This window comes from Nitrosopumilaceae archaeon AB1(1) (assembly GCA_033471095.1).
GTDB classification, from domain to species: domain Archaea; phylum Thermoproteota; class Nitrososphaeria; order Nitrososphaerales; family Nitrosopumilaceae; genus Nitrosoabyssus; species Nitrosoabyssus spongiisocia.
The window spans coordinates 1,432,116-1,455,463 of the sequence record CP136752.1; the positions used below are offsets into that span (position 1 = coordinate 1,432,116).

Here is a 23,348-nt window from a genome sequence, read left to right on the forward strand (position 1 = left end):
GGCGAGGATATTAGTTGCAGGCATCATTCATCACATATTTTTCCTAAATCCCAAAGAGATTGCCACTTCTCTGAAGCAACGCCTACATAACAGAAGATCATATTTTTGTATCACAGCAGTATAATCGCCACAACGCTTACACCATTTAGAACCACGGCCAAAATCATGTTTTTTCCTTCCTGTAAATTCATAGGAACGATCTTTAACCATTATACTATTGCAACTCCAAATTCTTGTGTTAGATAATTTTGTGCGTCTTGTTTTGTTATTAGATGTTTTTTACCAATATGAGATTTATGTCTACTACGGATTCGAATGTTAAAGCCAGGTCGAGTCATAGATATTGATACATTAAGACCCAGAATTCCAATTTGTGGATCATATTTTATGCCAGGAATATCTATGTGCTCCAGTATACCAAATGAGACGTTTCCAAAATTATCAAAAGATTTACCCTTGAGATTATTGCCTATTGCCTCCAAGAGACGTTTCAACAAATCTTTAGCATCTTGACCACGGACGGTAACGGCAACCCCAATTGGTTCACCCTTACGTATACCCCAATCACGTTGAGCAGCTTTGGCATTACGAGCACATGATTTTTTACTAGAGATTTGATCCATTGCACGTTTTGCAACCTCAATTGAATCACCAGAGCGTCCAACGCCCATATTCAAGACTACTTTGTTAAGATTAATTTTTCTCATTATATTTTCAGTTTCAGCCATAATCATCACTCTATTTGTATTACTGGTTTTCCCTTACCAACTACTATAACTATATCAGTAGGAATATTAATTTCTCTACCCTTTAATGATACCACAAGACGCTTTTGTAAAATAAATGTGCCATCGTGAATTTCTTTTATTGTGCCCATTTGACCGGCGTTTAGTCCACGAGTTATAGTGACCAAAGATCCTATTTCAAGTGGTAATACATCAAGTATTTTTTGTTCAGGTACCTGAAGAACACATGTATCTCCAATGTTTACAGGTGTATCTGTACGTAAAGAACGACCATCATGAAATCCAATTTGTGTTAATCCGCCAGAAATTGTTGTTTTAGTTTTTACCCTACAAAGTTTTTTAGTTTTTTCACTAGCATCTATTGTTATTGGACGAAGTAAATATCCATCCTTTGGGACAAGACGGTAAATAGACGAATGATTTTCAAGCTCTACTACATCCATTAAACCAATAGAGTGATGAAGTGATTTTCGCACAACACCGTCCACTTGCACATAACCAGAATAAATGGCAGCTTTGGCCTCTCTCAGAGTTGAGACTAGTTGTAGTGTATTACGTAAGAAGACTGCAGTTGGGATAGAGCGATGTTTAGAGTGACTTCCTGGTCGTACTGTAATTACAAATCGTTTATCTTTTCGGGTAATGTTCCAAAACATAGGAGCCATTTGACGTTTGAGTTTTTTACTTCCAGATATACTGACCAAGATTAATCACTCTTCTTACCTTTAATATTTTCAGCGTTACTAGTAGATTTTTTAATAGTGGGTTTAGACTTGGGCTTTGGTGTGCTCTTCAAAGTAGGTTTCACAGTTTTGATATCCTTGGGTTTTGGGGTACTCTTTAAAGTAGGTTTTACAGTTTTGACGTCCTTGGGTTTTACAGTTTTAGGAGTAGATGTTACAGTGGCAGAGTCTTTAGATATCGGATCTTTATCATCAATAATATCACGTCCTTTCTTTAATTTTTTCATACGCCATTGATCATCAGTATTTAGATCAGTAATGACTACAGCTGATGCATGTATCATAACATCAAATTTTTCACCCTTACCTTTTTCTTTCTTTATACCATCAATAGCAAGTCTTCCATTAAGAGTAGACACTTTCGACACTTTACCTTGAACTTGTTTATATTCCCCACGTACTACTGTTACACCATCACCGGTTACAACACGTATATTTCGTGCATCATATTTTTTTCGTAAATTAGTAGATAGAGCACATGAAACTCCTTTACTTCGTTTGTTAAAAGTGGCCCGATAAGTTTGCATGTTGCGCATTTTTGTCGGTTTCATTTATACCACCGTTGATGCCAAGTTTGCAATTCTTGGCCATTTCTCTGATGCTTCTATTGCGACAGGACCTTTGATATCAGTACCCTTTACTTCGCCTTCAGGTGTAATTATAACAGCAGCATTGTCCTCAAACATAACGCGTATGCCATTAAGACGACGTACAGCATATTTTTGTCTGATTATAACAGCACCGTGAACTTGTTTGCGTAGTTCAGCTGGGCCTTTTTTTACCACTACATTCACAAAATCACCCACAGATGCAGCAGGGAGTCTAGATGTTCTAGTCTTTATCTTTTGAACCATTACAATTTCTAATATTTTAGCACCTGTGTTATCAGCACAAGTGATTTGGGCACCTATTGGGAGTGAGCGAGTCACATATGGACGAAATTCTTGAATACCTTTGGTAGATGATGTGCCCATTATTCTTTAACCTCCACTACAACAAAGGATACAGATTTGGCAATAGGACGACATTCGGCTGCAACCACATGATCACCTTCATGTACAACAAGATTAGAAGGCACATGAGCATGAATACTACTTGTACTACGCCCATATCTTTGAAATTTATCAAAATAAACTGGAATATCTTTTTGAATAGTAACAGTATTTTTCGATTTTACACTCATTACGGCTCCCTCAAATAATTTACCTCTAATAGGTAAGGTACCGTTGAAAGGATTATTTTTATCTAGGGGATCAATTTTCCCTGTGGTTTTAACTGGAAGTCCTATATTTTTCATTGTATAACCCTATTCCTATCCTGAGGTCTCTTTATAATTTTTTTGCCATCAACAATCACGTTACTACCATCTGGAAGTGTAAATTCAAATGTACACATAGATTTTGGGATTTGTTTATTTGGGTTTGTAAAGTGAAACATTGATTTTGTCTCAAAGGATACAAGTCCACACAATCCAACAAGAGAGTTATTTGCAGATTGTATAATTTTAGTGTGTAGTCCTATAAATTCATGTGCTAGAATATTTTGTGAGGTTATCAATTTCGTCTCAACTCATTTAATTGTGTCTTCATACGTGCAATATCACGTCGTAGAGGAGTTATTTTACCACTCTCTTTACGTATTGTACCCATTGCAGAATCTATAAGTAATTTTCTCAAATCAGCTCTTGTAGAGGTAATTTTCTTAATCAAATCCTTTTCAGACAAGGAACTGATAGATTTCATACTAATTCGAGTCATGTATCATCCCTAGCAGTGTTGTTTTGAACCATCTCTTGCGCCTCTTTTTGAATTAATTCAGATTCAGTTTGGACATCAGAAGTCGAATTATCTGTATTAGTGGATTTAGGTTTTGTTTCAGTGGATTCAGGCGATTGACTTTCAGCAGATTTGGATGATTTTTTAGATAACAATTCAAACTCAGGCACAAGGCGATCTTTGTGTGCTATTCTAATACGAACACCAATCAATCCCATTGGAGTTTGAACATGAGCAATATCTTCATTTACTATAACACTGGCATGATGTCCAGCACGTGGAAGTATACCAGATGTATGTTTTTCAAATGCAGAACGATCACCACGTAATTTACCAGATATTGTGATTTGAACACCCATTGCTCCACCATCCATAATCTGTCTCAATGTCCACATGGTGGCCCGACGAAAAGCAGTGCCACGTTTTAGATGTCCAGCCATACGACTACACATAACGCTTGGTGACAGTTCAGGGTGTTTGATCTCCTCAATAGATATTTGAGGATTCTTTACATCATATTTATTCTCCAAGGTTGCCGTTATTTCACGAATACCAGCACCCTTACGTCCGATCACAATTCCAGGTCTAGTCACATAAAGAGTAATTTTAGTTCCAGTTGGAGATCGTGCAATAGTAGTATGAGAGAAACCAGCCTCGCTAATAGTATCTCGAATATAATCAACTAATTGCATATTTTTATAGTTATCATTTATTATATTTTTTACAGCAGACAATTCTTCCCTCTATGCCTCCATTGCAACCATTTCAATATGCGTCATATAATTATTTTTTGGTGTAGTTCTACCCATAGCACGTGGAATGAATCGCTTTACTGGTCTGCCTTTATGAACCACAATATTTACAAGTTTTAAACGGTCCATGTCCATACCCTTGTATTCAGCATTAGATTCCAAATTATCCAAGAGTTTTAGAAATTCCTGTGCAGATTTTACAGGATAACGTCCAGACATCATTTTAGGATCAGAACGATGACCGACTTGATTTTTATATCTTTGAAAAGGTATGGCGCGTGTTTTTTTCACTACTGCAAGCAAGTAATCACGAGCTTTTTCAATCTTTTTTCCCTGTAGTGAATGTGCAATCTCACGAGCATGTTTATGGGATATGTCTTTTTCTCTAGCAGATGCACGGATGTGGCGTGTTTCATCAAAATTTTGAAAAGCATAATCGAATCTACCCATAATAATCACTTTAACGGAACGTATAGACTGGAACGAGATGCACCTACGCCTGGAGCACCGTGTGATACTTTTTTGTTGGTTATCACATACTCCCCCAGAGAATGACCAATCATCTCTATGGATAATACAACGGGTTTAAACTCTTTTCCAGAAAATACGTTTACGGTTACTCCAATCATATATGGAAGAATTATTAAATCACGAATATGAGTTTTAATGATTTTTTTGCTTTTTCCATCAGCGGTGTCTTTAATTTCAGCAATCAGACTACGTTTAGAGTCATTAAAATTTGCGCGTAGTAAAAATCTACGTTGTCTAGATGGAAGAATTTTCAACAATTCGTCATTTGAGAGTTTTTGCAGTGGTTCTAGCTCTAATCCACGAAAATTAAATTTTTTTGCCATTTCTATACCACTCTACCCCAATTAACGACTTTAATAATCATTCTACAACATACCTATTTTTGAAGCTAAATTTCTAGCATTCTCTACAGACTCAAACTGAACGAATGCTTTTTTCCCAGATATTGTTCTCACTGTATTAACCTTGATGATAGTCTCGCCATAAAGAGTATTAATAGCCACTTTAATGTCAGATTTGGTAGAATCTAAACTTACTATAAAACACAGTTTATTTTCACGTTCAACAAGCTCGAACGTCTTTTCAGTAATATGTGGTTTTAATATAATTTTTGAAGCAAGAATCAGTATTCAATTTAATTTCGCCGCCAATTCAAGAAGTGGGGATTTGATTTTAGATATTGTATCAAGTGCTCCCTTTGTATATACAGTTAATCTTATTGTGTCAGAGCCAGGAGCTGAATCAAGTACGCTTAGATCAGAGGCCATCCGTACATCTACACCTGGAAATCCACCACATGCCTTTGTTAACATTTTAGAATCATTCACTACAAACAATACGCTTTTACCAACTTTTTTCCCTCTACCACGTAGTGCAGGTTTTCCAAATCGTACACGTCTAGATTCAAGTCGTTTAACATCATCTGTAAGATTTAAAGAATTTAAAACTTCTTTCATTTGTTTTGCAGTCTTTACAGATTCGATATCATCAGAAACAATTGGTGGAAAATCTTTAATTTTTTCAACCTTGTGTCCTCTAGATTCAACAATATCTTTAGAACTAGTCACTGCAATTGCAGAGCACAAGGCAAATAATTTTTCTTTTTTATTTATTTTTTTATAAATAACTTTTTCGACCTTTGGAGGATGTGCTTGTCTTCCACCACGTATAGATGCCACTTCGCCTGCTTGACCTTGTCGTCCACCGCCACCACCACGCATTTTCACTATACGAGATACACCACGACCAGTAGGAGGATCATTAGAGTCGGCAACAACATCCATGCCAGCTGTTGGATGTCTTCCCTGTGGTTGAAATTTATGAGTGTTTAAAATTTTGTATACATTTCGTATGACATCTTTTCTAAACGGGGTATCAAAGATTGGAGGAAGAGTAACAGTACCGCTTGATTTACCTGATAAATTTAGTATATTCATACAATCACTTCCAATACATTTGGCTTTGTAATTTTGGCAGGAACGTTTCTTGCCTGTGCTCGTAATTTGATTAATCTGCGATAAGTTCCAGGTACGGAGCCTTTGAGAATTATAAAATCACCAATAACATTTCCAAAATGTTTGTAACCACCAGCAGGATTAATAACCATTTTATCATTTTCGGTATTTCCAACTACCATAATTCTTTTGTTATATTCTACACGTTGATGGAACCCCATTTGACCAGCTCGTGGAACTGTATACATTACATATTGGGGAGATATTGGACCCAAACTGCCAAGCTCACGAACAGTTTTGCGGGATTTGTGCTGTTTTTTCTTCGCACCGTATCTCTTAATTACACCTTGCCAACCCTTACCTTTGGTAATTGCTCCAACATCAACTCTAGAACCATGCTCAAACACATCACTAAGTGTAATAGGTTTACCTAAAAGATTCTCAACATATTCAAATTGTTTTATTATATTACCGCCACTAATTGCAATCTCAAAGACATATGGTTTTTTCTGATCTAAACCCACATCACTAGGAGTGATGGTTACTAGAGCATAAATTTCTGCTATTCGTGGAAGTAAAAGTTTTGCTTTATCTAAAGCGTTTTCACCATTTTGAAATGACAGGTGTTTAGTAATTGATTTTGGGATGTCTGAAGAATAAACATCAAATTCAGCATGTCTGCCATTGCTATCTTTAGAATACCCTCTGACTCCAATCATGAATAATGGTGGAGTAACAATAACAGTACCAAGACTGACTAGTTGTTTTCCAAAATTGGCAGTCTTTTCACGATCATCAATACTTACAATCTGTACACATCCAGCTTTGAATCCTGCATGACCAAGTAGATGTGGTTCATTAGCAGTGTCACGGGGCCAAGTACGGATTCGTGCCTCCATACTCTGCGCACGGCCTCTAGGCAGATATGCTAAACTTCCTCTTCGTGGCTGACTGTGTTTTCTATGACCCATGAATGTTAAAAATCCCAATGTCCCTATTATATACTTATAAAGAAAAGATCAGAGAGAAGAAGATCATAGATTTTGTAGGGCATGCCAAATAGTAATAGAACCAACTAGTATTCCAATAGCCCCCACACATATTGCAACCAGCAAAAATCGTTTAGAACCTGACACGATATTTGAGAATATGGTGTTTTTAATTAATGTTAAGGGAAATAGTAGTAGTGAGAAATGTGCATCTACTCAACTATATCCGAGTCACCACCCTACGTATGCTCCTAAATAGGTATGATTCCATAAATTTACCAATTATGACTGTCCTCATTGGTTTATGTACATTTTATTTACTAAACAATAACACATTTACCAAAGCCACACATTACATATCAACAACTCGTTATCTATCATTATCACTGATGTTCTTCAATACCCACGCATGCGATAGTATACCCAAAACGTTCTCCTATAGGGACAAAATAATTTCCCAATTTTTATTTGTTCTTATCATTGTCATAAATATAAAAATACTTTTTACACTATACTAGTCCAAACAATCCCAATAACCAGTTCCAAAATCCTGTTGGCTTTTCTTCTATTACTTTACAATATCCATCAACTAGTACAGTACCACTTTCACATTTTTTTTCAGACATGGGTTTAGGATCTGCTGTTGATTTTGCAATCTCTTCGGTCATGGTAGTTGGGATTGTAGGCTTTTCAAATGTTGGTGCTGTTGGTCTTTCAAATGTTGGTGCTGTTGGTCTTTCAAATGTTGGTGCTGTTGGTCTTTCAAATGTTGGTGCTGTTGGTCTTTCAAATGTTGGTGCTGTTGGTCTTTCAAATGTTGGTGCTGTTGGTCTTTCAAATGTTGGTGCTGTTGGTCTTTCAAATGTTGGTGCTGTTGGTCTTTCAAATGTTGGTGTTGTTGGTCTTTCAAATGTTGGTGCTGTTGGTCTTTCAAATGTTGGTGCTGTTGGTCTTTCAAATGTTGGTGTTGTTGGTCTTTCAAATGTTGGTGTTGTTGGCAATACAGGAGATGATGATTGTGCATCTATGTTAGCAACAGATACTGATCCAAATAATACAGAGATGCAAAATACAGTTAAAAACATTTTGAGGTTAGCAGCACCCATATCAACTTTCACCATATTTCTTTTCTAGCGCAGTCAATTTTTCATTTAGATCTGCTAATACTTGTTGAGTTTTTTCAAATTTTTCATCGATTATTTGTAGTTCTTTCTCATATTGTGTCTGTTCCTCATCTGAAATAACGGGAGGTATTAATCCATACTTTACGTCTAATGTATCATATTCAGTTGTAATTTTATCAATTTCATCAGACGTCTTTCTAATTTCTTCGTCATAACGTGCAAAGTCTTCATCTGAAAAATCAGAATAAATTAAGCCATACTTTGCGTTTAATGTATCGTATTCAATTATGATTTTATCAATTTCATCAGACGTCTTTCTAATTTCTTCGTCATAACGTGCAAATTCTTTGTTTGAAAGATTAGGGATGTAAAGCCATACTTTGCATCGATTATGTCAAATTCTCGGATAGATTTTTCGTATTTTTTATTAATTTCTTCTAGTTCTTCACCATAACGTATGTGCTCTTCATCCGAAAGATCAGGGAGTGTAAAGCCATACTTTGCATCAATTATGTCATATTCCTGGATAAATTTTTCGTATTTTTCATCAAGTATTTGCAGCTCTTCATTGTACTGCATCTGTTCTTTATCTGAAAAATCAGGGAGTGTAAAGCCATACTTTGCATCAATTATGTCAAATTCTTGGATAGATTTTTCGTATTTTTTATCAAGTATTTGTAGTTCTTCATCATAACGTATCTGTTCTTTATCTGAAAGATTAGGAGATGTAAAGCCATACTTTGCATCAATTATGCCAAATTCTTGGATAGATTTTTCAAATTTTTCATCAATTATTTGTAGTTCTTTCTCGTATCGTATCAGATCTTTATCTGAAAGAATAGGAGATCTAATACCATACTTTGAGTTTAAGGTGTTAAATTCTTGGATAGATTTTTCAAATTTTTCATCAATTATTTGTAGTTCTTCATCATAACGTATCTGTTCTTTATCTGAAAGATCAGTGTATGTAAAGCCATACTTTGCGTGTAACGCGTCAAATTCTTGTATAGATTTTTCGAATGTTCCATCAATTCTTTCTAGTTCTTCATCATAACGTATCTGTTCCTCATCTGAAAAAGTAGGGTATGTAAAGCCATACTTTGTGTTTACTGTATCGTATTCGGCTGTAATTATATCAGTCTTCTCATAAGCCTTGTTGATTTCTTTATCATAACGTGCAAATTCTTCATCTGAAAGATCAGGGTATGTAAAGCCATACTTTGTGTTTACTGAATCATATTCGGCTGTAATTTTATCAATATCGTCAGAAACTTGTCTAAGTTCTTTATCATAACGTGCAAATTCTTCATCTGAAAGATCAGGTGATATAAAGCCATACTTTGTGAATACTGAATCATATTCGGCTGTAATTTTAAGAAGGTTGTTAGAGACCTGTTCGAGTTCTTTATCATAACGTTCAAATTCTTCGTCTGAAAGTGGGTTGTTTGTAAAGCCATATTTTGCGTCTATTGTGTCAAATTCGGCTTGAATTTTATTAAATTCGTCAGAAGTCTTTTTAATTTCTTCTTCATAACGTGCAAATTCTTCATCTGAAAGTAGGTTGTTTGTAAAGCCATACTTTACGTTTATTGTGTCAAATTTCCGAATAGATTTTTCAAATTTTTCATCAATTATTTTTAGTTCTTTATCATAACGTGCAAATTCCTCATCTGAAAGATTAGTATATGTACGGTCATACTTTGCGTCTATTGTATCAAATTTCTGGACAGTTTTTTCGTATTTTTTATCAATTATTTTTAATTCTTTATCATAACGTATCTGGTCTTCATCAGAAAAATCAGACATAAAGCCATACTTTGCATTTAATGTGTCATATTCGACTAAAACTTTATTAATTTCGTCAAAAGCTTGTATAATTTCCCCATTAAGTGATTCCAACTCTTGTATGTAAGAGTCATCATCGTTTGCAAATGCAGGATTCAAGATTATAGAAATTACTGAAAGGAGGCATACTGAAAATAAAAATGACATAGCACTATCATTTCTTTTTATTGCAAAGTGATTTCGCATCATCAATAATTTTGACGACAATTGTATTTAAGAATTATCACACAAGAGATTCTGTTGTGTGTCAAATCAAATTATTTCACACAAGAGTATCCCCACCCCCATCCACTCAGGTCTCTCTAATCTTTTTACTAGCCCAACGTTTCTCAAATATAAAATATGACACGATAAATTTAATGAAAATGTTGACAAATTTGTAATTTTAGTGACGAGAATTCATGTGCAAATATTATGATTTGATGTATAGATGAAACTTTTTCAAGATTCCCCACATAACTTTACACATGATTAAGCAAAAAATGGGTCAGGCAGCGTTAATTATTGATAAAATTCCCAACAATGCCTCTTCAAGTCGAACTGTTTTAGTTTGCTGATTAGGAAAGAAATTCAACATGCGTGAGTTTTGAATATTATCAAGTCGCGAGCCCAACATATCATGTATTCCACGACTAGTACTACCAAAGACTAGCAAGAGATTTGAATCATGATAAGAATGTAATATGCTGGGGGTACTAAATTTGCCTTTCCTAGAGGTTAGGATAATTTTTCCAGTCCACTCAGTAAGAAGAGAATACAAATTATTTCTTTCTTTGACTGCATAACCTCGAAATTCCGAATGTTGTGATGGATCAACTTCTCTGATAGCAAGTGTTGGGTATTCTGATGTAAATTGTACCAATATTCTCTTTCCGGTTGGTTGTTTACCTCTATAAGGTATTTTTGTACCAAAACCTACATCTACAAATTTCTCATTTTTTGTATTCAACACTAAACCATCACGTATATCATTTTTTTTAATTTTTTTAACATTAGAAGTTACAGTATGATGTGGCGTTTGTAATGGGCTTAACACTCCAGCATATTTCAAATCATTAATTTTTGGAAATGCAAAACGGCGTAAAAATTGAGGAGTTTCCATGTAACGCAGTATCGTAGACAACAGGGTTTGATCATCTCTTGTACCTGTATCTTTGTAGATGTATATGGTATCTATTCCAAATATTGCACATGTACGACCGATAAGAGATATCTTTCTTGTTTTATCCACATGTCTATGTTCGTCCTCTAGTGAAGAGTCTGGAATTGCTATAGAGATAGTCATGAATAACGTTTATTTTTTAGCGGGGTATTTTTCTTTTGCTAGAGATACAAGTTTATCAACAGCATCATTTGATAAAATTTCAAATTTTGTATCAATAGTAGAGATTTTAGCAATACGTGTCTGCACAGATTCAGTCTTGTCCTCATGAGTCATATTAATGGCAGCGACAGATAATTGTAGTGCATCATCCATAGACAAATCCATCTTGTAGTGTTTCTCTAGAAAAGATGTCACGTCATCAGAGCCCGAACCAATAGCTACAGCATCATATTGTACAAATGTTCCACTTGGATCTGTAAGATATAATGTACTTTTACCACGATTGATTCCTGCAATAATTAATGCCACACCAAATGGACGTACACCGGCAAATTGTGTATATTGTTGACATTGATCTGCTAAATGTTTTGCAATTTCTTCAATGTCAACAGGTTCATCATAAATTAATTTATTACTTTGTGAAAAAAATCTAGCGTTATCTACTTGACTACGAGCATCTGGAATATACCCAGCGGCCGCAATTCCTACATGATCATCAATTTGAAATATTTTTTGTACAGTATCACCGATTTGGAGTTTAAGTGTTTTCTCCTCCACTGCCATTATTACACCATCATTACACGATATACCAACTGTGATTGAACCACGTCTGATGGTTTCAATGGCATACTCTACTTGGTATAATCTACCATCTGGTGAAAAAACAGTTATTGCGCGATCATAACCTTGTTGTGCTGGAAGCAATTTATGATAATTCTAATAGTGTTTAATTTAAACCGTGCTTGAAAGAGATTTATAGATGAATGACACAATACGCCGTCATGGTGTAATTAGTTGAAAATTACACATATGAATAAAAATGATACAGTCCTGAGAAATTCATGTTTAAGGTAGGATTTCATGGTCACAAAAATATACTCGCTATGCACTCTACAACAATAGAGATCACCAAGGATACAGAGCTGACAACAAGAGGAGATTGTATAGTTGGAGTGGGTGCAACTCATGGATGTAGAGACCTCCCTCAACATATCAAGGATAGGCTAAATGACCCAGATAAGACAATACGATTCACATTAGAGGTTGAAGATATAGAGTTTAAGATTATAGCTAGAGGATCTGAACAGTTGGGGTTGTCACATGAATCAGATATTGTAATTCGAACTAGTAATTTTACATGCCCTAGAACTATTGCCATAGGTGCAGATGGAGCTGCAGATAAAATTCCACGCAATATGATTAAAAAATTAAGAGATCCTCAAATGTGCGGTACATTGCGCATAGACATATAGATTAAAAATTAGCGTAACATGAAAAATAATTTTTTCCCTAAAAAGAATGCAGATATTATTAACATCGCAGCTAGAACACCGTCAATTATAATAGAATATGAAAAAGATAAACGTGGAGTAGGGTTTGGAAGAATGGTAGCATGTGCCTTACCACCCCAAATATTTATAGCATCAAGTGTATATCCATAATTAGGATTAATTGGAATTGTACAACCAAACTCACAATCTATATTTAATTTTGTATCATTTAGAAATAGTGTAGTAATAGGGTAAAATGTATCGTCAGGATGTAAAGTCAACACATCAGTATTTTGTGAAACAGTCAAGGTATTATTCAATAATTGATTTATATGAATTGTTAGATTTTTGACGTGAGTGAATTGATTTAGAGATAAATTTGAGATAAAATTGTTATTTTGTATAGATATGGTGTAAGGAGCACTCAGTATCATGCCAAGAAAACGTGGAGATTTTAAAATTGCATCACGATTATTTCTCAGATAATAGTCGTACCATTGAGCATCTGTGGCGTTATACGCAGGTACAGGAGTGTTTTGACTAGCATTACGATCATAAAAATAGACAGCAGTCTTGAAAAAAGGTACAACAAAATTATCTTTAGAACTAGTTGTAGTAATATCTGTAGAATATGTGCTGTTTTTAATAATTTTAGCTAGTCCAACATCATTTGTATCATACAACGCTTTGTCTGATAAATAATCATCAATGTACAAGACGCCTGATCTCATATGTGGAGTTATTTGGACGATCGTAGAATTATTATTTGAACCTGTACGTTGTATGCTCAAATCAGTTCTAAATATCGTGTTCGGTTCAATTGGTAATTTAATGGTGTTATGTACAAGCCATGTAACATCCCGTCCAGCAAAATCAAGAGAGGATAAAGTAGAAAGTATGGTAACGTTACGATATTCAGTGCGTTGTAATTGTTCTCTAATATCATTAATTGTGTAATAAATAATAGCATACCCATCGTGATAAAACATTCCACTAGTATCCGAATACACAAAATGATCAAATGATTCATTATTTGGTGAATAATTAAAAGGGGCAGATCCTACCCAAGAGTTATTTTTTAAATCACTCAAAATATGTATTTGTGTATTGTACAAACCATATGATATACTATGCACATTATTTATTTTGCTTCGTCGTTCAGGATAAATTTGATCATTATCTAATACCCCAAGATATTTCAAAGCAATTCCAAATCTATTCTCATCTGCATATTGGTGTCCATCTATAAATGAGATAAATGGATATGATTTGAATTTAGGATTGTATTTTACAACATAAATCGTTTCATCAGATTGTATTTTCCACAATGTTTGCTGTATGTTTTGAAGGGTAACAGTATGTATAACATCATGTACACCTAGAAAATCATGAGATGTGGCATTATGAATGGTGTATCCGTCGGCGTATTGATAATGCTTGGTAGGTGAGGAATAGTTGTTGAAAGATACTGTGTGTGGACAGTTCAGAGCAGAGCATCTAAATTCATACTCAGTATTCAAGGGTTCAGCAGATGCAAGCAGAGATACAGACAAGGTTTTCAACCTCTCATTCTTCCACGGATAAGATATTGTATGCTGAGATACAATTGGATCATGTAGATAAAATGTATCATCTAGATTACGAGAATCATAACCATCTGAATCTTGTAGTGTCACAAATTCAACATTTATTTGAAATTGTGATACATCTACTAATTTAGGTTTGAATGATATAGTTGCCTGATATAGAGTCCAACCACATTGCCAACGTTCATGTTTAAAACACGAATATCCTTTTACGTGTACTTTTTTTATAATTGAACCCACATTACTATTTGTAGCATCAATTGGTATTTGAAATATACCAGAATTACTTTTAGAACCCAAATCACCATAAATTATATGATTCTGAATCCTCAAGAAATCTATGTGGAACACACGACTGCCTTAGACTAGTATAGGATGATAGGTGTAATGGACATGGTTGAAAAAAATCACAGTGTTGGTTTGCCGTATACCAAGTTAATATGACATATGTAAACGCATCACCAGGATAAAATGTTCCGTCAGGGTTATTTCTGTTGCCACCATTATAAGAAATACTGTTAGTGGTAATAGATGCATGCACATTACAGGGATAAATGATACTAGATGGGCTTGAATGAAAAATACTGCCACCTGTAACTACATCATGATACAATACATCACCATACACTGAAAGGAGAACACATGGAATTAGACACATGTGTATTAAAAAAATATAAAATACAACTGTCATAATTCGCTTTAAAAATTAAAATATTTAACGTAAAATATGCTATACATTATTAGAGGAACCATAGCGATAATCATATTTGTAATATACGCATACATGGATATCAAAGAAAGAAAGATCGGTGTGGTCTGGTTTTATGCGTCTGCAGGTATAGGATTATCATTATACATACTAGATTGGGAAGATGTTGATTTTCTAGCTATCACATCACATAGTTTATTTTTGATTCTAACATTGGTGATTCTACTTCGATATAAAAAAATGGCTACAGGGGATGTGTATAGTATTCTAACGTTAGGAATTATACTACCAATTGTAGAAATTGGTGATTTAGGTATACTTTCAAATCTATCAATACAGTGGAATTTAGAAAATATTAGTATTATTCATTTGCCCATACCAATTTTAATATCAATCATAGGATTAGGATTTGTAAGTTTATATCATCATGGCATGGTTTTATTTAAAAATCTAAAAAATGTAATAAAGGGTAATAAATTTCTAGAAGGATTTGACATGTCAGAGATACATAGAATTTATGCAATATTTACAATATACAAGAATATCAATGATGATAAAATGGTAATTCCAATTGATGTAAAAATGGAAGATAAATGGAAATTAAATTATGATTTAATAAATCAGAAAACATCTAATGATGATGCAGAATTAAGATGTGCTGCAAAGGATAGATATGTATGGCCAATACTTCCAGTAACACCATTTATGCTCGGAGTATTGTGTTTTATCGTAATTGATCTTTACATATAGAGTTTTGCTGTTCAGTAAAGTAAGAGATTATTGCTAATAAAATAATTTGAAAAGAATGAGGGAAATGTTCAGCTGAATTTCTCAGAGAAATTTTCAGAATATATGTCATCAAACAGATTATCATTATACAGATTTGCAGATTCATAGAAACCTTTCCCAAATATACGATCCAGATAAATCTGTAATTTTACTGTCATGTGTATTATATACGATATACATATATAAAATAATATGTTTTTGGCAATTCTAGTATTAAATTTAGCACGAAAGATAATCCCAATTACCATTTCTACACAAAATATTATAAACACCAAAACTAAAAATGACGATTCCAAAAGTAACCAGTGGTATAATTATGAAAAGTTTGGTTAACAATCCCATATAATATGGTAAATAGACCAGTATAAAATCTAGACAATATACAAGATGTCATGGTATGAAAGTAAATATGCCACGGGCGGGACTTGAACGCACGACGACTCGGTCTTCAGCCGAGTGCTCTCCCGGGCTGAGCTACCGTGGCATAGTGTAGTTTTTAAAAAATGTCAATTAAAGTATATCTAATAGATTTTGTATAACTATAAATTTCAAATTAGTGCTTAAATAACTAGAGATCAAAAATATGAACGATGTTTAGTATCTAGTGATTAAAAATTGAAATATTAAACAAAGACAAAAAAACTAATCAGATGTATCTTGAGAACGAGATTCTTCAAGATATGCACGACGTTCTTCTAATTCAGCATCTTTGTTATAGTCAAGTACATCATCAACTACAACAATTCCTATACTACTCAAGTCATCATAATTTTGAAATTTTGTTGAAGATTTCAAAGTGGGTTTTGGAGACGATTTATGATTTGTTGATTTTGATTTTTTTGTAGATTTAGACTTTATGTTTGGTGTTTTGCTAATCTTAGATTTTTTTGTTTTACCCTCAAGATTAATTTTTTTAGATTGTTTGACAGAGGTGGACTTGGTAGATTTTTTTGGTTTTGGCTTTGTAGATTTCTTCTTTGATGCTGATGAATGTTTTATACGATTCATAATTAGGATTTTATAAAAAACTATACTTTTTAAGTATTTAGAATAAAACCCCTAAATCATTAAAATACTATATAATCTAACGCTACTGCGTCACTGATTAATGTTGTATGACGATCATTTGTAACATATCCATTTTTTATATTTACAGTAGGAACCCAACGATTACTAGAACTATAATGACGTTTTTCTTTCAATTCTTGTTCAATAGAGGCAATATCAAATTCAGACTCCTCAACGGTTTGGGTATCAAGATGCTTTATAGTTACAAGAATTTTATCTGCCTTTACACGATCACCAAACTTCCATCTTAAAGGTGAAATTTCATCAGAGATTTCAACAATTTTGATTTTTAACTGCTTAGTTCCCATCATATCATGACTAATCAATACACGTTCATCAATAAATTCTTCAAAATCACGCTCTGATTTATTGTGTTCAGGTATAGAATCAAGTAAAGATTCCACCACTGGATCAACATCGGGGGTTTGATCTTTATCATCTACCATGTTAAATTATATCCCTGGGGGTAAAAAAAGGTTACAAATACACAAGAATATAGCGTGCACAAAAATTAGAGAAACGGTACTTTGTAATTTTTCAAATCAATTTTCATTTGTCGTTTACTATTCACCTCATATACATCACCATCATACGTACAGGTATAGTCATTTATCGCATAATTTACATCCCAAATTTTATAAAATTCTCGTAATTCTCTGGGTTCATATTGTCCAACACCCACACGTCTTTTTGAGATAAATTTGAATGCAAGTAGAACAATACGTTTTTTATACACAGTGAAAGATTCGGCAATGTTAACACACCTAATAATTTGATGAGCTGGGACTTGTAGCGAATCTGCAGTTCCAGATTTTGCCTCTCCCACAATTAGTGTTTTTTTTATGTTGTTAATAGCAATGATATCAGGTAACCCAGTACTTGGAGAGCCCAATCTAAAAGCATGCCAATCATCGAGTTGTCGAAATCGTTTTACCAAGGTATCTTCCCATGCATATCCACGTGTACGACGAATTTTAGCAATTCTGCGATTATTTGTCGTGTATTTTACCATATTCTAACGTGAATTACAAATGAGTTTTAAATAAACCAAAGGTAATTTAATAATAACCCAATCTAAATTATTGAAATTTCTAATTTAAGGTTATAATAATCTGTAATTCTTACTCTTTGACCAATTTTTATTAATTTTGGAGGATTTATCAATTTACCAAGAATTCTTATAGATTGTTCAAATTCTACTAAACAAAATACATCATTATCAGATTTAGAGTGAACCAGTATCACACCCTGTTGTGTAGTGTACTGAGTNAGTCCCCCCAGACAAGTGGTACAAAAACCCCAAGTTGGCCAAATAATTACATTACATTTTGAACATTTACCATATGTAATGGAATTATTGTTTTTCATGTTTCCAATACCAAAACAGTTGATGACGTAGCTGCCGCAGACATGTTATGTACAAGACCCACAGTTGGATTATCCACTTGTCTGCTAGCAGCTCTGCCTTGTAATTGTAATGTTATTTCTGCTACTTGAGATACACCAGTAGCGCCAAGAGGATGACCAGATCCCAAAAGACCACCACGAGGATTAATTTTATTATCTCCAGTGTCAAGCAGGGTTTGACAATATGACATCCCATTACCATAATCTGTTAATCCTAAATTTTCAATAATCAAGGGTTCAAATACAGAGAACGCATCGTGAACTTCAGCAACATCTATACGTTGAGGATCTTTTTTAGCCATAGTAAAAGCAGATTTTCCAGCAGAAATTATTGAATTAGGTTTAGTAAGATCTTTAATTTTTGTAAATCTGGCAGAGTGCGTTTTTTGACCGATACCGGTTATCCATACAGGTTTTTGATGTAAAGATTTAGCAAGATTTTCAGAGAGTAGGAGAACAGCACAGCTACCAGTACATGAACGTGAGCAATCTAGGAGATTCAAATCATCAGTTATAGATTTAGAATTTAATACATCATCTATAGAATATGTTGTAGTAGACTGTGCATAAGGATTTTGTTGAGCTTGTTTATGATTTTTTACAGGAATTGTAGCTGAATCTTTTTGTGTAATATTATATTTTTCCTTGTATGCATGTGTAAAAATTGATGCCCAAAACTTAGGATGAGCGTATTGACTACGAGACAAATCCCAATCAAGTACTAATCCAGGATTAGCAAATTTATCTGCACCCACAACAACAACCGCATTTGCAAGAACTGATTTTATGTATGAATATGCCGATACAATAGCATTAGTTCCGGAACTGCATAGATGTTCAACTGTATGAGCAGTCTGTGGAGATATTCCAATAGATTCAGATATTATCGCACCAAGATACTTGGAGTGGTCATTTGTAGATACCAAAAGAGTATCAACATCATCTTTGGAGAATTCAGGACAGTCAGAGAATAATGCTTTGACAGCATCGAGCATAATAGATTCTACAGAATCATCAGATTGTGAGAATTTACGCAATCCACATGCAGATATGCCTACTTTGCTCAATCACATTCACCAGAAAATGTGGATGAAAATAGTTTAAACGATTCACAAGTGTTATCAACGGGATTGAACTGTAGTATGGGATGAGTGATTCCTGCATTCGTAAATTTAGAAAGTTGGCTTGGACATGTTTGTGGGGTTCCACAAATGGCCAAATCAGACAACATCGAATCAGGAATTAATTCATGAATGTTTGATAATCCAGTGCGTTGATATTCATCATATATGTTACAAGTTATAGTATCATAGCCATGTTCTGATAAAAATTTACGATATATTGAACCAACCGCTATGTAAAATGCCAATGTTTTCTTGCCACGTACTGTTGCTTTTTCTTCATCATCAGATACACAAGTTATAATTTGACATGCAACATCAATTTGTCTTGTTTTTTGTAATTTATCAACAAAGGAAGATAATCCAGATAATGGTCTAAGATAAAAAATTACGCCATCAGCTTTATTCCAAGCTGAATTTAATCATGTTATCATTAATGGCAGACTGACATATATTGGAATATTTTGTGGTTTGGTTAGTAGTACGAAATTTTTTAAATGAAAGAATTTTCCAGTAAAAGTAATTTTTGATCCAGATAATGCAAGACGAATTATATCAATGTATTCGTTCATACGCGATAATGGCTGTTCAAATTTTAAACCATGAAGATCTTCTACAATTGATAAACTGCTAGTACCAAGTCCAAGTAGTAACCGTCCTTGAGAAATACTATTGACAGTAGCAGCACTCATTGCGATCAGAGTAGGACTCCTAGAATAGATATTAACAATAGAGGAGCCCAAACGAGAAGACAATCTACTAGATAATGAGCTCATCATGCTAAACGAGTCCACACCCCATGTTTCAGGTATCCAAACCGTATCAGGTCCAGGCGATTGTATTGTATCCACACAAGACAATACATCAGAAATTGACAACAATGAACCGAGACTGTAGGATACCCTCATGAGGTCAATGTTGAATGATAGGTATTGTAAAGGTATTGAATAGAGTCAAGGGGCAGTATCAGATATAGTCAATCCAAATACGCCAGATTTAGCAGCATTATACAAAGAAAGGGCACTCAATTCATACTGAAATGCTTCTTGAAATAAATCATCTGAACGTATCTTGTAAGATTTATCACCAGTCTTTACCCATTGCACTAGTGCCATATCGCTTTGAATTTGAGATTCAGTAGATAGTTCAAAGAGGGCAACGGCCGGCTGAAATGTAGTAGGTGGCATAAGGATACCATATTCATTTAACAACACATTAAGATTTTCAAGATGTGTTTCAGAGTATTGAATAAATTCTTGCGTACTGGGATCACCTTCTTCCCATTGTGAAAAAATTGAGTCAAATTCTAATTGATTAACTTTAAGTTCAGATTGTATGGATTGTAATTGTACACCAAATTCAAAACCACGTTGTTTTATTTGATCAGTAGAATAAAAATAACCAATTATCGCAATACTGAATAAACAAACAAAAGATACAAGCCAAATACGTCTGCGTGTTTTTCTTTTCAATCTACATATATGCCAGCACTATCTGTTTTTAATTCTATTGTCATTACAGTTCCGCTGATAAATGATTCATTACGAATTGTTCGCACTCGCCCAACATCCAAATGATATGGCCAAATTTCTATAACAATTTGATCCACTTTTACATTTTCAGGAGCATCAGTGAGAACAATATCCTCTTTTAAAATTCCATATTTTTTTAATTTCTTAATTGTGTGCTCAACTAGAGGCACAGGGTTATTGTGGTTGATAACCCACACAGTTCCTTCATAATTAATTTTATCCATACGCATAATGTAAATTCGATTAGAATATGAGTATTTTCATATTATTTTATCTGTGTAGATATGCATCTATTTTCAAATATTATGCGATGAATAGATTGAATGTATAAGAAAGTAGGATAATATTTACAATCTATTATTTAGATTCACTACTACGTTTGAAACTTGATTTTTTAGAACCGTCAGATTTTGAGGAATAACTCTTGTAATTTGATTTATTATCACTTTGATCATGATTTCGATTACCACTAGATTTATCAAATCTTGAGCCGCCTCTGTAACCGCCACTAGAACTTCCGCCTCTGTAACCACCACTAGAACTTCCGCCTCTGTAACCGCCACTAGAACTTCCGCCTCTGTAACCACCACTAGAACTTCCGCCTCTGTAACCACCACTAGAACTTCCGCCTCTGTAACCACCACTAGAACTTCCGCCTCTGTAACCACCACTAGAACTTCCGCCTCTGTAACCGCCACTAGAACTTCCGCCTCTGTAACCACCACTAGAACTTCCGCCTCTGTAACCGCCACTAGAACTTTCGCCTCTGTAACCGCCACTAGAACTTTCGCCTCTGTAACCGCCACTAGAACTTTCGCCTCTGTAACCGCCACTAGAACTTTCGCCTCTGTAACCGCCACTAGAACTTCCGCCTCTGTAACCGCCACTAGAACTTCCGCCTCTGTAACCACCACTAGAACTTCCGCCTCTGTAACCGCCACTAGAACTTCCGCCTCTGTAACCGCCACTAGAACTTCCGCCTCTGTAACCGCCACTAGAACTTCCGCCTCTGTAACCGCCACTAGAACTTCCGCCTCTGTAACCGCCACTAGAACTTCCGCCTCTGTAACCGCCACTAGAACTTCCGCCTCTGTAACCGCCACTAGAACTTCCGCCTCTGTAACCGCCACTAGAACTTTCACCTGGTTTAGAATCTCGTCTACTGGATCTACCTCTGCCAAAACCACCACTTCTAGATCCACCATTACGATAATCACGTCCACCAGATCTGCCTCCACGATAACTTCCATCTCTACTTCTTCCGCTACCTCCACGACCAAAAAATCTACGACTAAGATCACGTTTGAGTGGATATACTAAATCAATCTTTATTCCCATTTCTTCATTTAAATCACGCAATGTGGCCTTGATTTGTTTTTTTATTATATTGAAATCACCGATAGATGAGTAAGATACAAGGGTTATAGCTTTGCCTTCAGCGCCAGCTCGTGCAGTTCTGCCAATTCTATGAAAATAAATCATCTCTTGATTTGGCACATCATAGTTTACAACTAGTGCCACCATTGGAACATCTATACCACGGGCAGCTACATCGGTAGCAACTAAAATATCAGCATTACCTTGCCTAAATTTAGTCATTGATTGTTCACGTTTATGTTGTGACATATCACCTTCAATTCCAACAGCAGAGTAATTTGCGTGACGCACCATATGAAGAACGTCTCTAGTTCTGTACTTCGTAGAGCAAAATACAATAGTTTGACCAGTATTGTCTTTTATAAAATTAAGCAGGTGTTGTTCTTTTTCCCTATCTTTAATGACAAGGTACGATTGATTTATACCCTCACCACTCAAATCATCGGCGTCAAGTAGGAATTGTTTTGGATTTTTAAGATAATTCTCAGAAAGGCGTAGTATCGGAATAGGCATTGTAGCTGAAAACAAAGATACAGTTCGTTTTTCTGGCACAAGATTTAAAATAAATTGAATGTCATCAACAAATCCCATATCTAACATGTTATCAGCTTCATCTAAAACAACATGTGTTATATCATTAAGTTGTATGGAACCACGTTTAATATGATTGATTAACCGTCCAGGGGTTGCAACGAGAATATCCAAACCTGCATCAAGTGCATCCAATTGAAGATTCATACTCTGTCCACCATAAATTGTGGCTATTTTTACACCAGTATATTTACCAAATTTACGAAGTTCGTTTGTAATTTGTAATGCAAGCTCACGGGTCGGTGCAATAACAAGACCATTGATAATTTTGTTGGGTTCTATATTATTCAACATAGCTATTCCATAAGCTCCAGTTTTTCCAGTACCAGTATGAGCTTGTCCCACTACATCACGTCCTGCAAGTATTGTAGGAATTGAAGCTTCTTGTATAGGGAATGGCGTTTCAAATCCTAAATCCTTGATGGCATCAAGAATAGACTGTTTTAGTCCCAATTCATTAAACGTGGTCATTTTTTTTCATCTTCCAAGCAATGACAGAAAAAGCTCGATTGCCAAATCCATCATTATTTTACAAATTAGATTTTAAATAGCCACTAATAAACCATTAAACGCAAAATCATAGCAGAATATTACACAATACTAGATGAATAATA

General features: G+C 34.7%; 31 protein-coding genes, 1 tRNA gene and 1 pseudogene. 3 read left to right on the plus strand and 30 right to left on the minus strand.

Annotation, left to right across the window (positions count from 1 at the left end; translation table 11 throughout):
- Positions 1-30: 30 nt before the first annotated feature.
- The 15 genes from R1F52_08040 to R1F52_08110 all read right to left on the minus strand — a co-directional run bounded on the left by R1F52_08040 (position 31) and on the right by R1F52_08110 (position 7,658).
- Positions 31-210: a 30S ribosomal protein S14 gene (locus R1F52_08040; protein WOV93036.1), complete on the minus strand. Its 180-nt coding sequence runs from the start codon at positions 208-210 to the stop codon at positions 31-33.
- Entirely contained in the window at positions 210-731 is a 522-nt protein-coding gene (locus tag R1F52_08045; protein WOV93898.1) for a 50S ribosomal protein L5, read from the minus strand. The genes R1F52_08040 and R1F52_08045 overlap by 1 nt, the downstream gene beginning before the upstream one ends.
- Before the next feature lie 2 nt (positions 732-733).
- The gene (locus tag R1F52_08050) at positions 734-1,450 is read right to left on the minus strand and encodes a 30S ribosomal protein S4e (protein WOV93037.1); all 717 of its coding nucleotides are present in this window, start codon (positions 1,448-1,450) and stop codon (positions 734-736) included.
- Between the two features lie 2 nt (positions 1,451-1,452).
- On the minus strand, positions 1,453-2,040 hold the full coding sequence (gene rplX / locus R1F52_08055; protein WOV93038.1) for a 50S ribosomal protein L24: 588 nt from the start codon (positions 2,038-2,040) through the stop codon (positions 1,453-1,455).
- Positions 2,041-2,463: a 50S ribosomal protein L14 gene (locus R1F52_08060; protein ID WOV93039.1), complete on the minus strand. Its 423-nt coding sequence runs from the start codon at positions 2,461-2,463 to the stop codon at positions 2,041-2,043.
- Positions 2,463-2,786, minus strand: coding sequence for a 30S ribosomal protein S17 (gene rpsQ, locus R1F52_08065; GenBank protein WOV93040.1), 324 nt, complete (start codon positions 2,784-2,786; stop codon positions 2,463-2,465). The genes R1F52_08060 and rpsQ overlap by 1 nt, the downstream gene beginning before the upstream one ends.
- Complete coding sequence (locus R1F52_08070; protein ID WOV93041.1) at positions 2,783-3,046, minus strand: ribonuclease P protein subunit; 264 nt, start codon at positions 3,044-3,046, stop codon at positions 2,783-2,785. The genes rpsQ and R1F52_08070 overlap by 4 nt, the downstream gene beginning before the upstream one ends.
- Entirely contained in the window at positions 3,043-3,246 is a 204-nt protein-coding gene (gene rpmC, locus R1F52_08075) for a 50S ribosomal protein L29 (GenBank protein WOV93042.1), read from the minus strand. The genes R1F52_08070 and rpmC overlap by 4 nt, the downstream gene beginning before the upstream one ends.
- Complete coding sequence (locus R1F52_08080; protein WOV93043.1) at positions 3,243-3,998, minus strand: 30S ribosomal protein S3; 756 nt, start codon at positions 3,996-3,998, stop codon at positions 3,243-3,245. The genes rpmC and R1F52_08080 overlap by 4 nt, the downstream gene beginning before the upstream one ends.
- Before the next feature lie 9 nt (positions 3,999-4,007).
- Positions 4,008-4,466 (minus strand): 50S ribosomal protein L22, encoded by a 459-nt coding sequence (locus R1F52_08085; protein ID WOV93044.1) that lies wholly within the window; start codon positions 4,464-4,466, stop codon positions 4,008-4,010.
- A 5-nt stretch (positions 4,467-4,471) separates the two neighbouring features.
- Positions 4,472-4,870: a 30S ribosomal protein S19 gene (locus tag R1F52_08090; protein WOV93045.1), complete on the minus strand. Its 399-nt coding sequence runs from the start codon at positions 4,868-4,870 to the stop codon at positions 4,472-4,474.
- Between the two features lie 42 nt (positions 4,871-4,912).
- Complete coding sequence (locus R1F52_08095; protein ID WOV93899.1) at positions 4,913-5,176, minus strand: 50S ribosomal protein L23; 264 nt, start codon at positions 5,174-5,176, stop codon at positions 4,913-4,915.
- Positions 5,177-5,983, minus strand: a complete 807-nt coding sequence (rplD, locus tag R1F52_08100; protein ID WOV93046.1) for a 50S ribosomal protein L4 — start codon at positions 5,981-5,983, stop codon at positions 5,177-5,179.
- Positions 5,980-6,972 carry a 50S ribosomal protein L3 gene (locus R1F52_08105; GenBank protein ID WOV93047.1) on the minus strand — a complete coding sequence of 331 codons (993 nt, stop codon included), beginning with the start codon at positions 6,970-6,972 and terminating at the stop codon, positions 5,980-5,982. The genes rplD and R1F52_08105 overlap by 4 nt, the downstream gene beginning before the upstream one ends.
- Positions 6,973-7,499: 527 nt before the next feature.
- Positions 7,500-7,658 carry a hypothetical protein gene (locus tag R1F52_08110; protein WOV93048.1) on the minus strand — a complete coding sequence of 53 codons (159 nt, stop codon included), beginning with the start codon at positions 7,656-7,658 and terminating at the stop codon, positions 7,500-7,502.
- Between R1F52_08110 and R1F52_08115 the strand changes: the two genes are divergently transcribed.
- Positions 7,657-8,124 (plus strand): hypothetical protein, encoded by a 468-nt coding sequence (locus tag R1F52_08115; protein WOV93049.1) that lies wholly within the window; start codon positions 7,657-7,659, stop codon positions 8,122-8,124. The two genes, R1F52_08110 and R1F52_08115, sit on opposite strands and share 2 nt — an antisense overlap.
- Before the next feature lie 275 nt (positions 8,125-8,399).
- On the opposite strand, the gene R1F52_08120 is transcribed toward R1F52_08115, so the two are convergent.
- From R1F52_08120 to psmA, 3 genes are all read right to left on the minus strand, one after another.
- Complete coding sequence (locus R1F52_08120) at positions 8,400-10,148, minus strand: hypothetical protein (protein ID WOV93050.1); 1,749 nt, start codon at positions 10,146-10,148, stop codon at positions 8,400-8,402.
- 298 nt (positions 10,149-10,446) lie between these two features.
- Positions 10,447-11,244: a putative RNA uridine N3 methyltransferase gene (locus R1F52_08125; GenBank protein WOV93051.1), complete on the minus strand. Its 798-nt coding sequence runs from the start codon at positions 11,242-11,244 to the stop codon at positions 10,447-10,449.
- A gap of 9 nt (positions 11,245-11,253) precedes the next feature.
- Positions 11,254-11,988 (minus strand): archaeal proteasome endopeptidase complex subunit alpha, encoded by a 735-nt coding sequence (gene psmA, locus R1F52_08130; protein WOV93052.1) that lies wholly within the window; start codon positions 11,986-11,988, stop codon positions 11,254-11,256.
- A gap of 137 nt (positions 11,989-12,125) precedes the next feature.
- On the opposite strand from psmA, the gene R1F52_08135 reads away from it, so the two are divergent.
- The gene (locus R1F52_08135) at positions 12,126-12,536 is read left to right on the plus strand and encodes a DUF371 domain-containing protein (GenBank protein ID WOV93053.1); all 411 of its coding nucleotides are present in this window, start codon (positions 12,126-12,128) and stop codon (positions 12,534-12,536) included.
- An 8-nt stretch (positions 12,537-12,544) separates the two neighbouring features.
- Here the strand turns inward: R1F52_08135 and R1F52_08140 are convergent, their stop codons facing one another.
- Complete coding sequence (locus R1F52_08140; protein ID WOV93054.1) at positions 12,545-14,440, minus strand: hypothetical protein; 1,896 nt, start codon at positions 14,438-14,440, stop codon at positions 12,545-12,547.
- A gap of 1 nt (position 14,441) precedes the next feature.
- Complete coding sequence (locus R1F52_08145) at positions 14,442-14,831, minus strand: hypothetical protein (GenBank protein WOV93055.1); 390 nt, start codon at positions 14,829-14,831, stop codon at positions 14,442-14,444.
- Between the two features lie 36 nt (positions 14,832-14,867).
- Between R1F52_08145 and R1F52_08150 the strand changes: the two genes are divergently transcribed.
- Positions 14,868-15,599 carry a hypothetical protein gene (locus tag R1F52_08150; GenBank protein ID WOV93056.1) on the plus strand — a complete coding sequence of 244 codons (732 nt, stop codon included), beginning with the start codon at positions 14,868-14,870 and terminating at the stop codon, positions 15,597-15,599.
- 68 nt (positions 15,600-15,667) lie between these two features.
- On the opposite strand, the gene R1F52_08155 is transcribed toward R1F52_08150, so the two are convergent.
- From R1F52_08155 to R1F52_08200, 10 genes and pseudogenes are all read right to left on the minus strand, one after another.
- Positions 15,668-15,796 carry a hypothetical protein gene (locus R1F52_08155; GenBank protein WOV93057.1) on the minus strand — a complete coding sequence of 43 codons (129 nt, stop codon included), beginning with the start codon at positions 15,794-15,796 and terminating at the stop codon, positions 15,668-15,670.
- A 252-nt stretch (positions 15,797-16,048) separates the two neighbouring features.
- A tRNA-Phe gene (locus tag R1F52_08160) sits at positions 16,049-16,122 on the minus strand.
- A gap of 158 nt (positions 16,123-16,280) precedes the next feature.
- Positions 16,281-16,646, minus strand: coding sequence for a hypothetical protein (locus R1F52_08165; GenBank protein ID WOV93058.1), 366 nt, complete (start codon positions 16,644-16,646; stop codon positions 16,281-16,283).
- Between the two features lie 59 nt (positions 16,647-16,705).
- Entirely contained in the window at positions 16,706-17,152 is a 447-nt protein-coding gene (locus R1F52_08170) for a hypothetical protein (GenBank protein ID WOV93059.1), read from the minus strand.
- 65 nt (positions 17,153-17,217) lie between these two features.
- Entirely contained in the window at positions 17,218-17,718 is a 501-nt protein-coding gene (locus R1F52_08175) for a resolvase (protein ID WOV93060.1), read from the minus strand.
- Positions 17,719-18,070: 352 nt separating this feature from the next.
- Positions 18,071-19,180 carry a thiolase family protein gene (locus tag R1F52_08180; protein WOV93061.1) on the minus strand — a complete coding sequence of 370 codons (1,110 nt, stop codon included), beginning with the start codon at positions 19,178-19,180 and terminating at the stop codon, positions 18,071-18,073.
- Positions 19,177-20,142, minus strand: a pseudogene (locus R1F52_08185) (LLM class flavin-dependent oxidoreductase). The gene R1F52_08180 and the pseudogene R1F52_08185 overlap by 4 nt, the downstream one beginning before the upstream one ends.
- A 45-nt stretch (positions 20,143-20,187) precedes the next feature.
- Complete coding sequence (locus R1F52_08190) at positions 20,188-20,706, minus strand: hypothetical protein (GenBank protein ID WOV93062.1); 519 nt, start codon at positions 20,704-20,706, stop codon at positions 20,188-20,190.
- Entirely contained in the window at positions 20,703-20,990 is a 288-nt protein-coding gene (locus tag R1F52_08195) for a hypothetical protein (protein WOV93063.1), read from the minus strand. The genes R1F52_08190 and R1F52_08195 overlap by 4 nt, the downstream gene beginning before the upstream one ends.
- Positions 20,991-21,123: 133 nt before the next feature.
- Positions 21,124-23,205, minus strand: coding sequence for a DEAD/DEAH box helicase (locus R1F52_08200; protein ID WOV93064.1), 2,082 nt, complete (start codon positions 23,203-23,205; stop codon positions 21,124-21,126).
- Between the last annotated feature and the right edge of the window lie 143 nt (positions 23,206-23,348).

What these genes read in the sequence shown, in the direction of transcription:
- R1F52_08040 (WOV93036.1), bottom strand. Translation starts at nt 210, where the DNA reads ATGGTTAAAGATCGTTCCTATGAATTTACAGGAAGGAAAAAACATGAT.
- rplX (WOV93038.1), bottom strand. Translation starts at nt 2,040, where the DNA reads ATGAAACCGACAAAAATGCGCAACATGCAAACTTATCGGGCCACTTTT.
- R1F52_08060 (WOV93039.1), bottom strand. Translation starts at nt 2,463, where the DNA reads ATGGGCACATCATCTACCAAAGGTATTCAAGAATTTCGTCCATATGTG.
- rpsQ (WOV93040.1), bottom strand. Translation starts at nt 2,786, where the DNA reads ATGAAAAATATAGGACTTCCAGTTAAAACCACAGGGAAAATTGATCCC.
- rpmC (WOV93042.1), bottom strand. Translation starts at nt 3,246, where the DNA reads ATGACTCGAATTAGTATGAAATCTATCAGTTCCTTGTCTGAAAAGGAT.
- R1F52_08085 (WOV93044.1), bottom strand. Translation starts at nt 4,466, where the DNA reads ATGGGTAGATTCGATTATGCTTTTCAAAATTTTGATGAAACACGCCAC.
- R1F52_08090 (WOV93045.1), bottom strand. Translation starts at nt 4,870, where the DNA reads ATGGCAAAAAAATTTAATTTTCGTGGATTAGAGCTAGAACCACTGCAA.
- rplD (WOV93046.1), bottom strand. Translation starts at nt 5,983, where the DNA reads ATGAATATACTAAATTTATCAGGTAAATCAAGCGGTACTGTTACTCTT.
- R1F52_08105 (WOV93047.1), bottom strand. Translation starts at nt 6,972, where the DNA reads ATGGGTCATAGAAAACACAGTCAGCCACGAAGAGGAAGTTTAGCATAT.
- R1F52_08115 (WOV93049.1), top strand. Translation starts at nt 7,657, where the DNA reads ATGGTAGTTGGGATTGTAGGCTTTTCAAATGTTGGTGCTGTTGGTCTT.
- R1F52_08110 (WOV93048.1), bottom strand. Translation starts at nt 7,658, where the DNA reads ATGACCGAAGAGATTGCAAAATCAACAGCAGATCCTAAACCCATGTCT.
- R1F52_08120 (WOV93050.1), bottom strand. Translation starts at nt 10,148, where the DNA reads ATGATGCGAAATCACTTTGCAATAAAAAGAAATGATAGTGCTATGTCA.
- R1F52_08125 (WOV93051.1), bottom strand. Translation starts at nt 11,244, where the DNA reads ATGACTATCTCTATAGCAATTCCAGACTCTTCACTAGAGGACGAACAT.
- R1F52_08135 (WOV93053.1), top strand. Translation starts at nt 12,126, where the DNA reads ATGTTTAAGGTAGGATTTCATGGTCACAAAAATATACTCGCTATGCAC.
- R1F52_08145 (WOV93055.1), bottom strand. Translation starts at nt 14,831, where the DNA reads ATGACAGTTGTATTTTATATTTTTTTAATACACATGTGTCTAATTCCA.
- R1F52_08150 (WOV93056.1), top strand. Translation starts at nt 14,868, where the DNA reads ATGCTATACATTATTAGAGGAACCATAGCGATAATCATATTTGTAATA.
- R1F52_08155 (WOV93057.1), bottom strand. Translation starts at nt 15,796, where the DNA reads ATGACAGTAAAATTACAGATTTATCTGGATCGTATATTTGGGAAAGGT.
- R1F52_08165 (WOV93058.1), bottom strand. Translation starts at nt 16,646, where the DNA reads ATGAATCGTATAAAACATTCATCAGCATCAAAGAAGAAATCTACAAAG.
- R1F52_08170 (WOV93059.1), bottom strand. Translation starts at nt 17,152, where the DNA reads ATGGTAGATGATAAAGATCAAACCCCCGATGTTGATCCAGTGGTGGAA.
- R1F52_08175 (WOV93060.1), bottom strand. Translation starts at nt 17,718, where the DNA reads ATGGTAAAATACACGACAAATAATCGCAGAATTGCTAAAATTCGTCGT.
- R1F52_08195 (WOV93063.1), bottom strand. Translation starts at nt 20,990, where the DNA reads ATGGATAAAATTAATTATGAAGGAACTGTGTGGGTTATCAACCACAAT.
- R1F52_08200 (WOV93064.1), bottom strand. Translation starts at nt 23,205, where the DNA reads ATGACCACGTTTAATGAATTGGGACTAAAACAGTCTATTCTTGATGCC.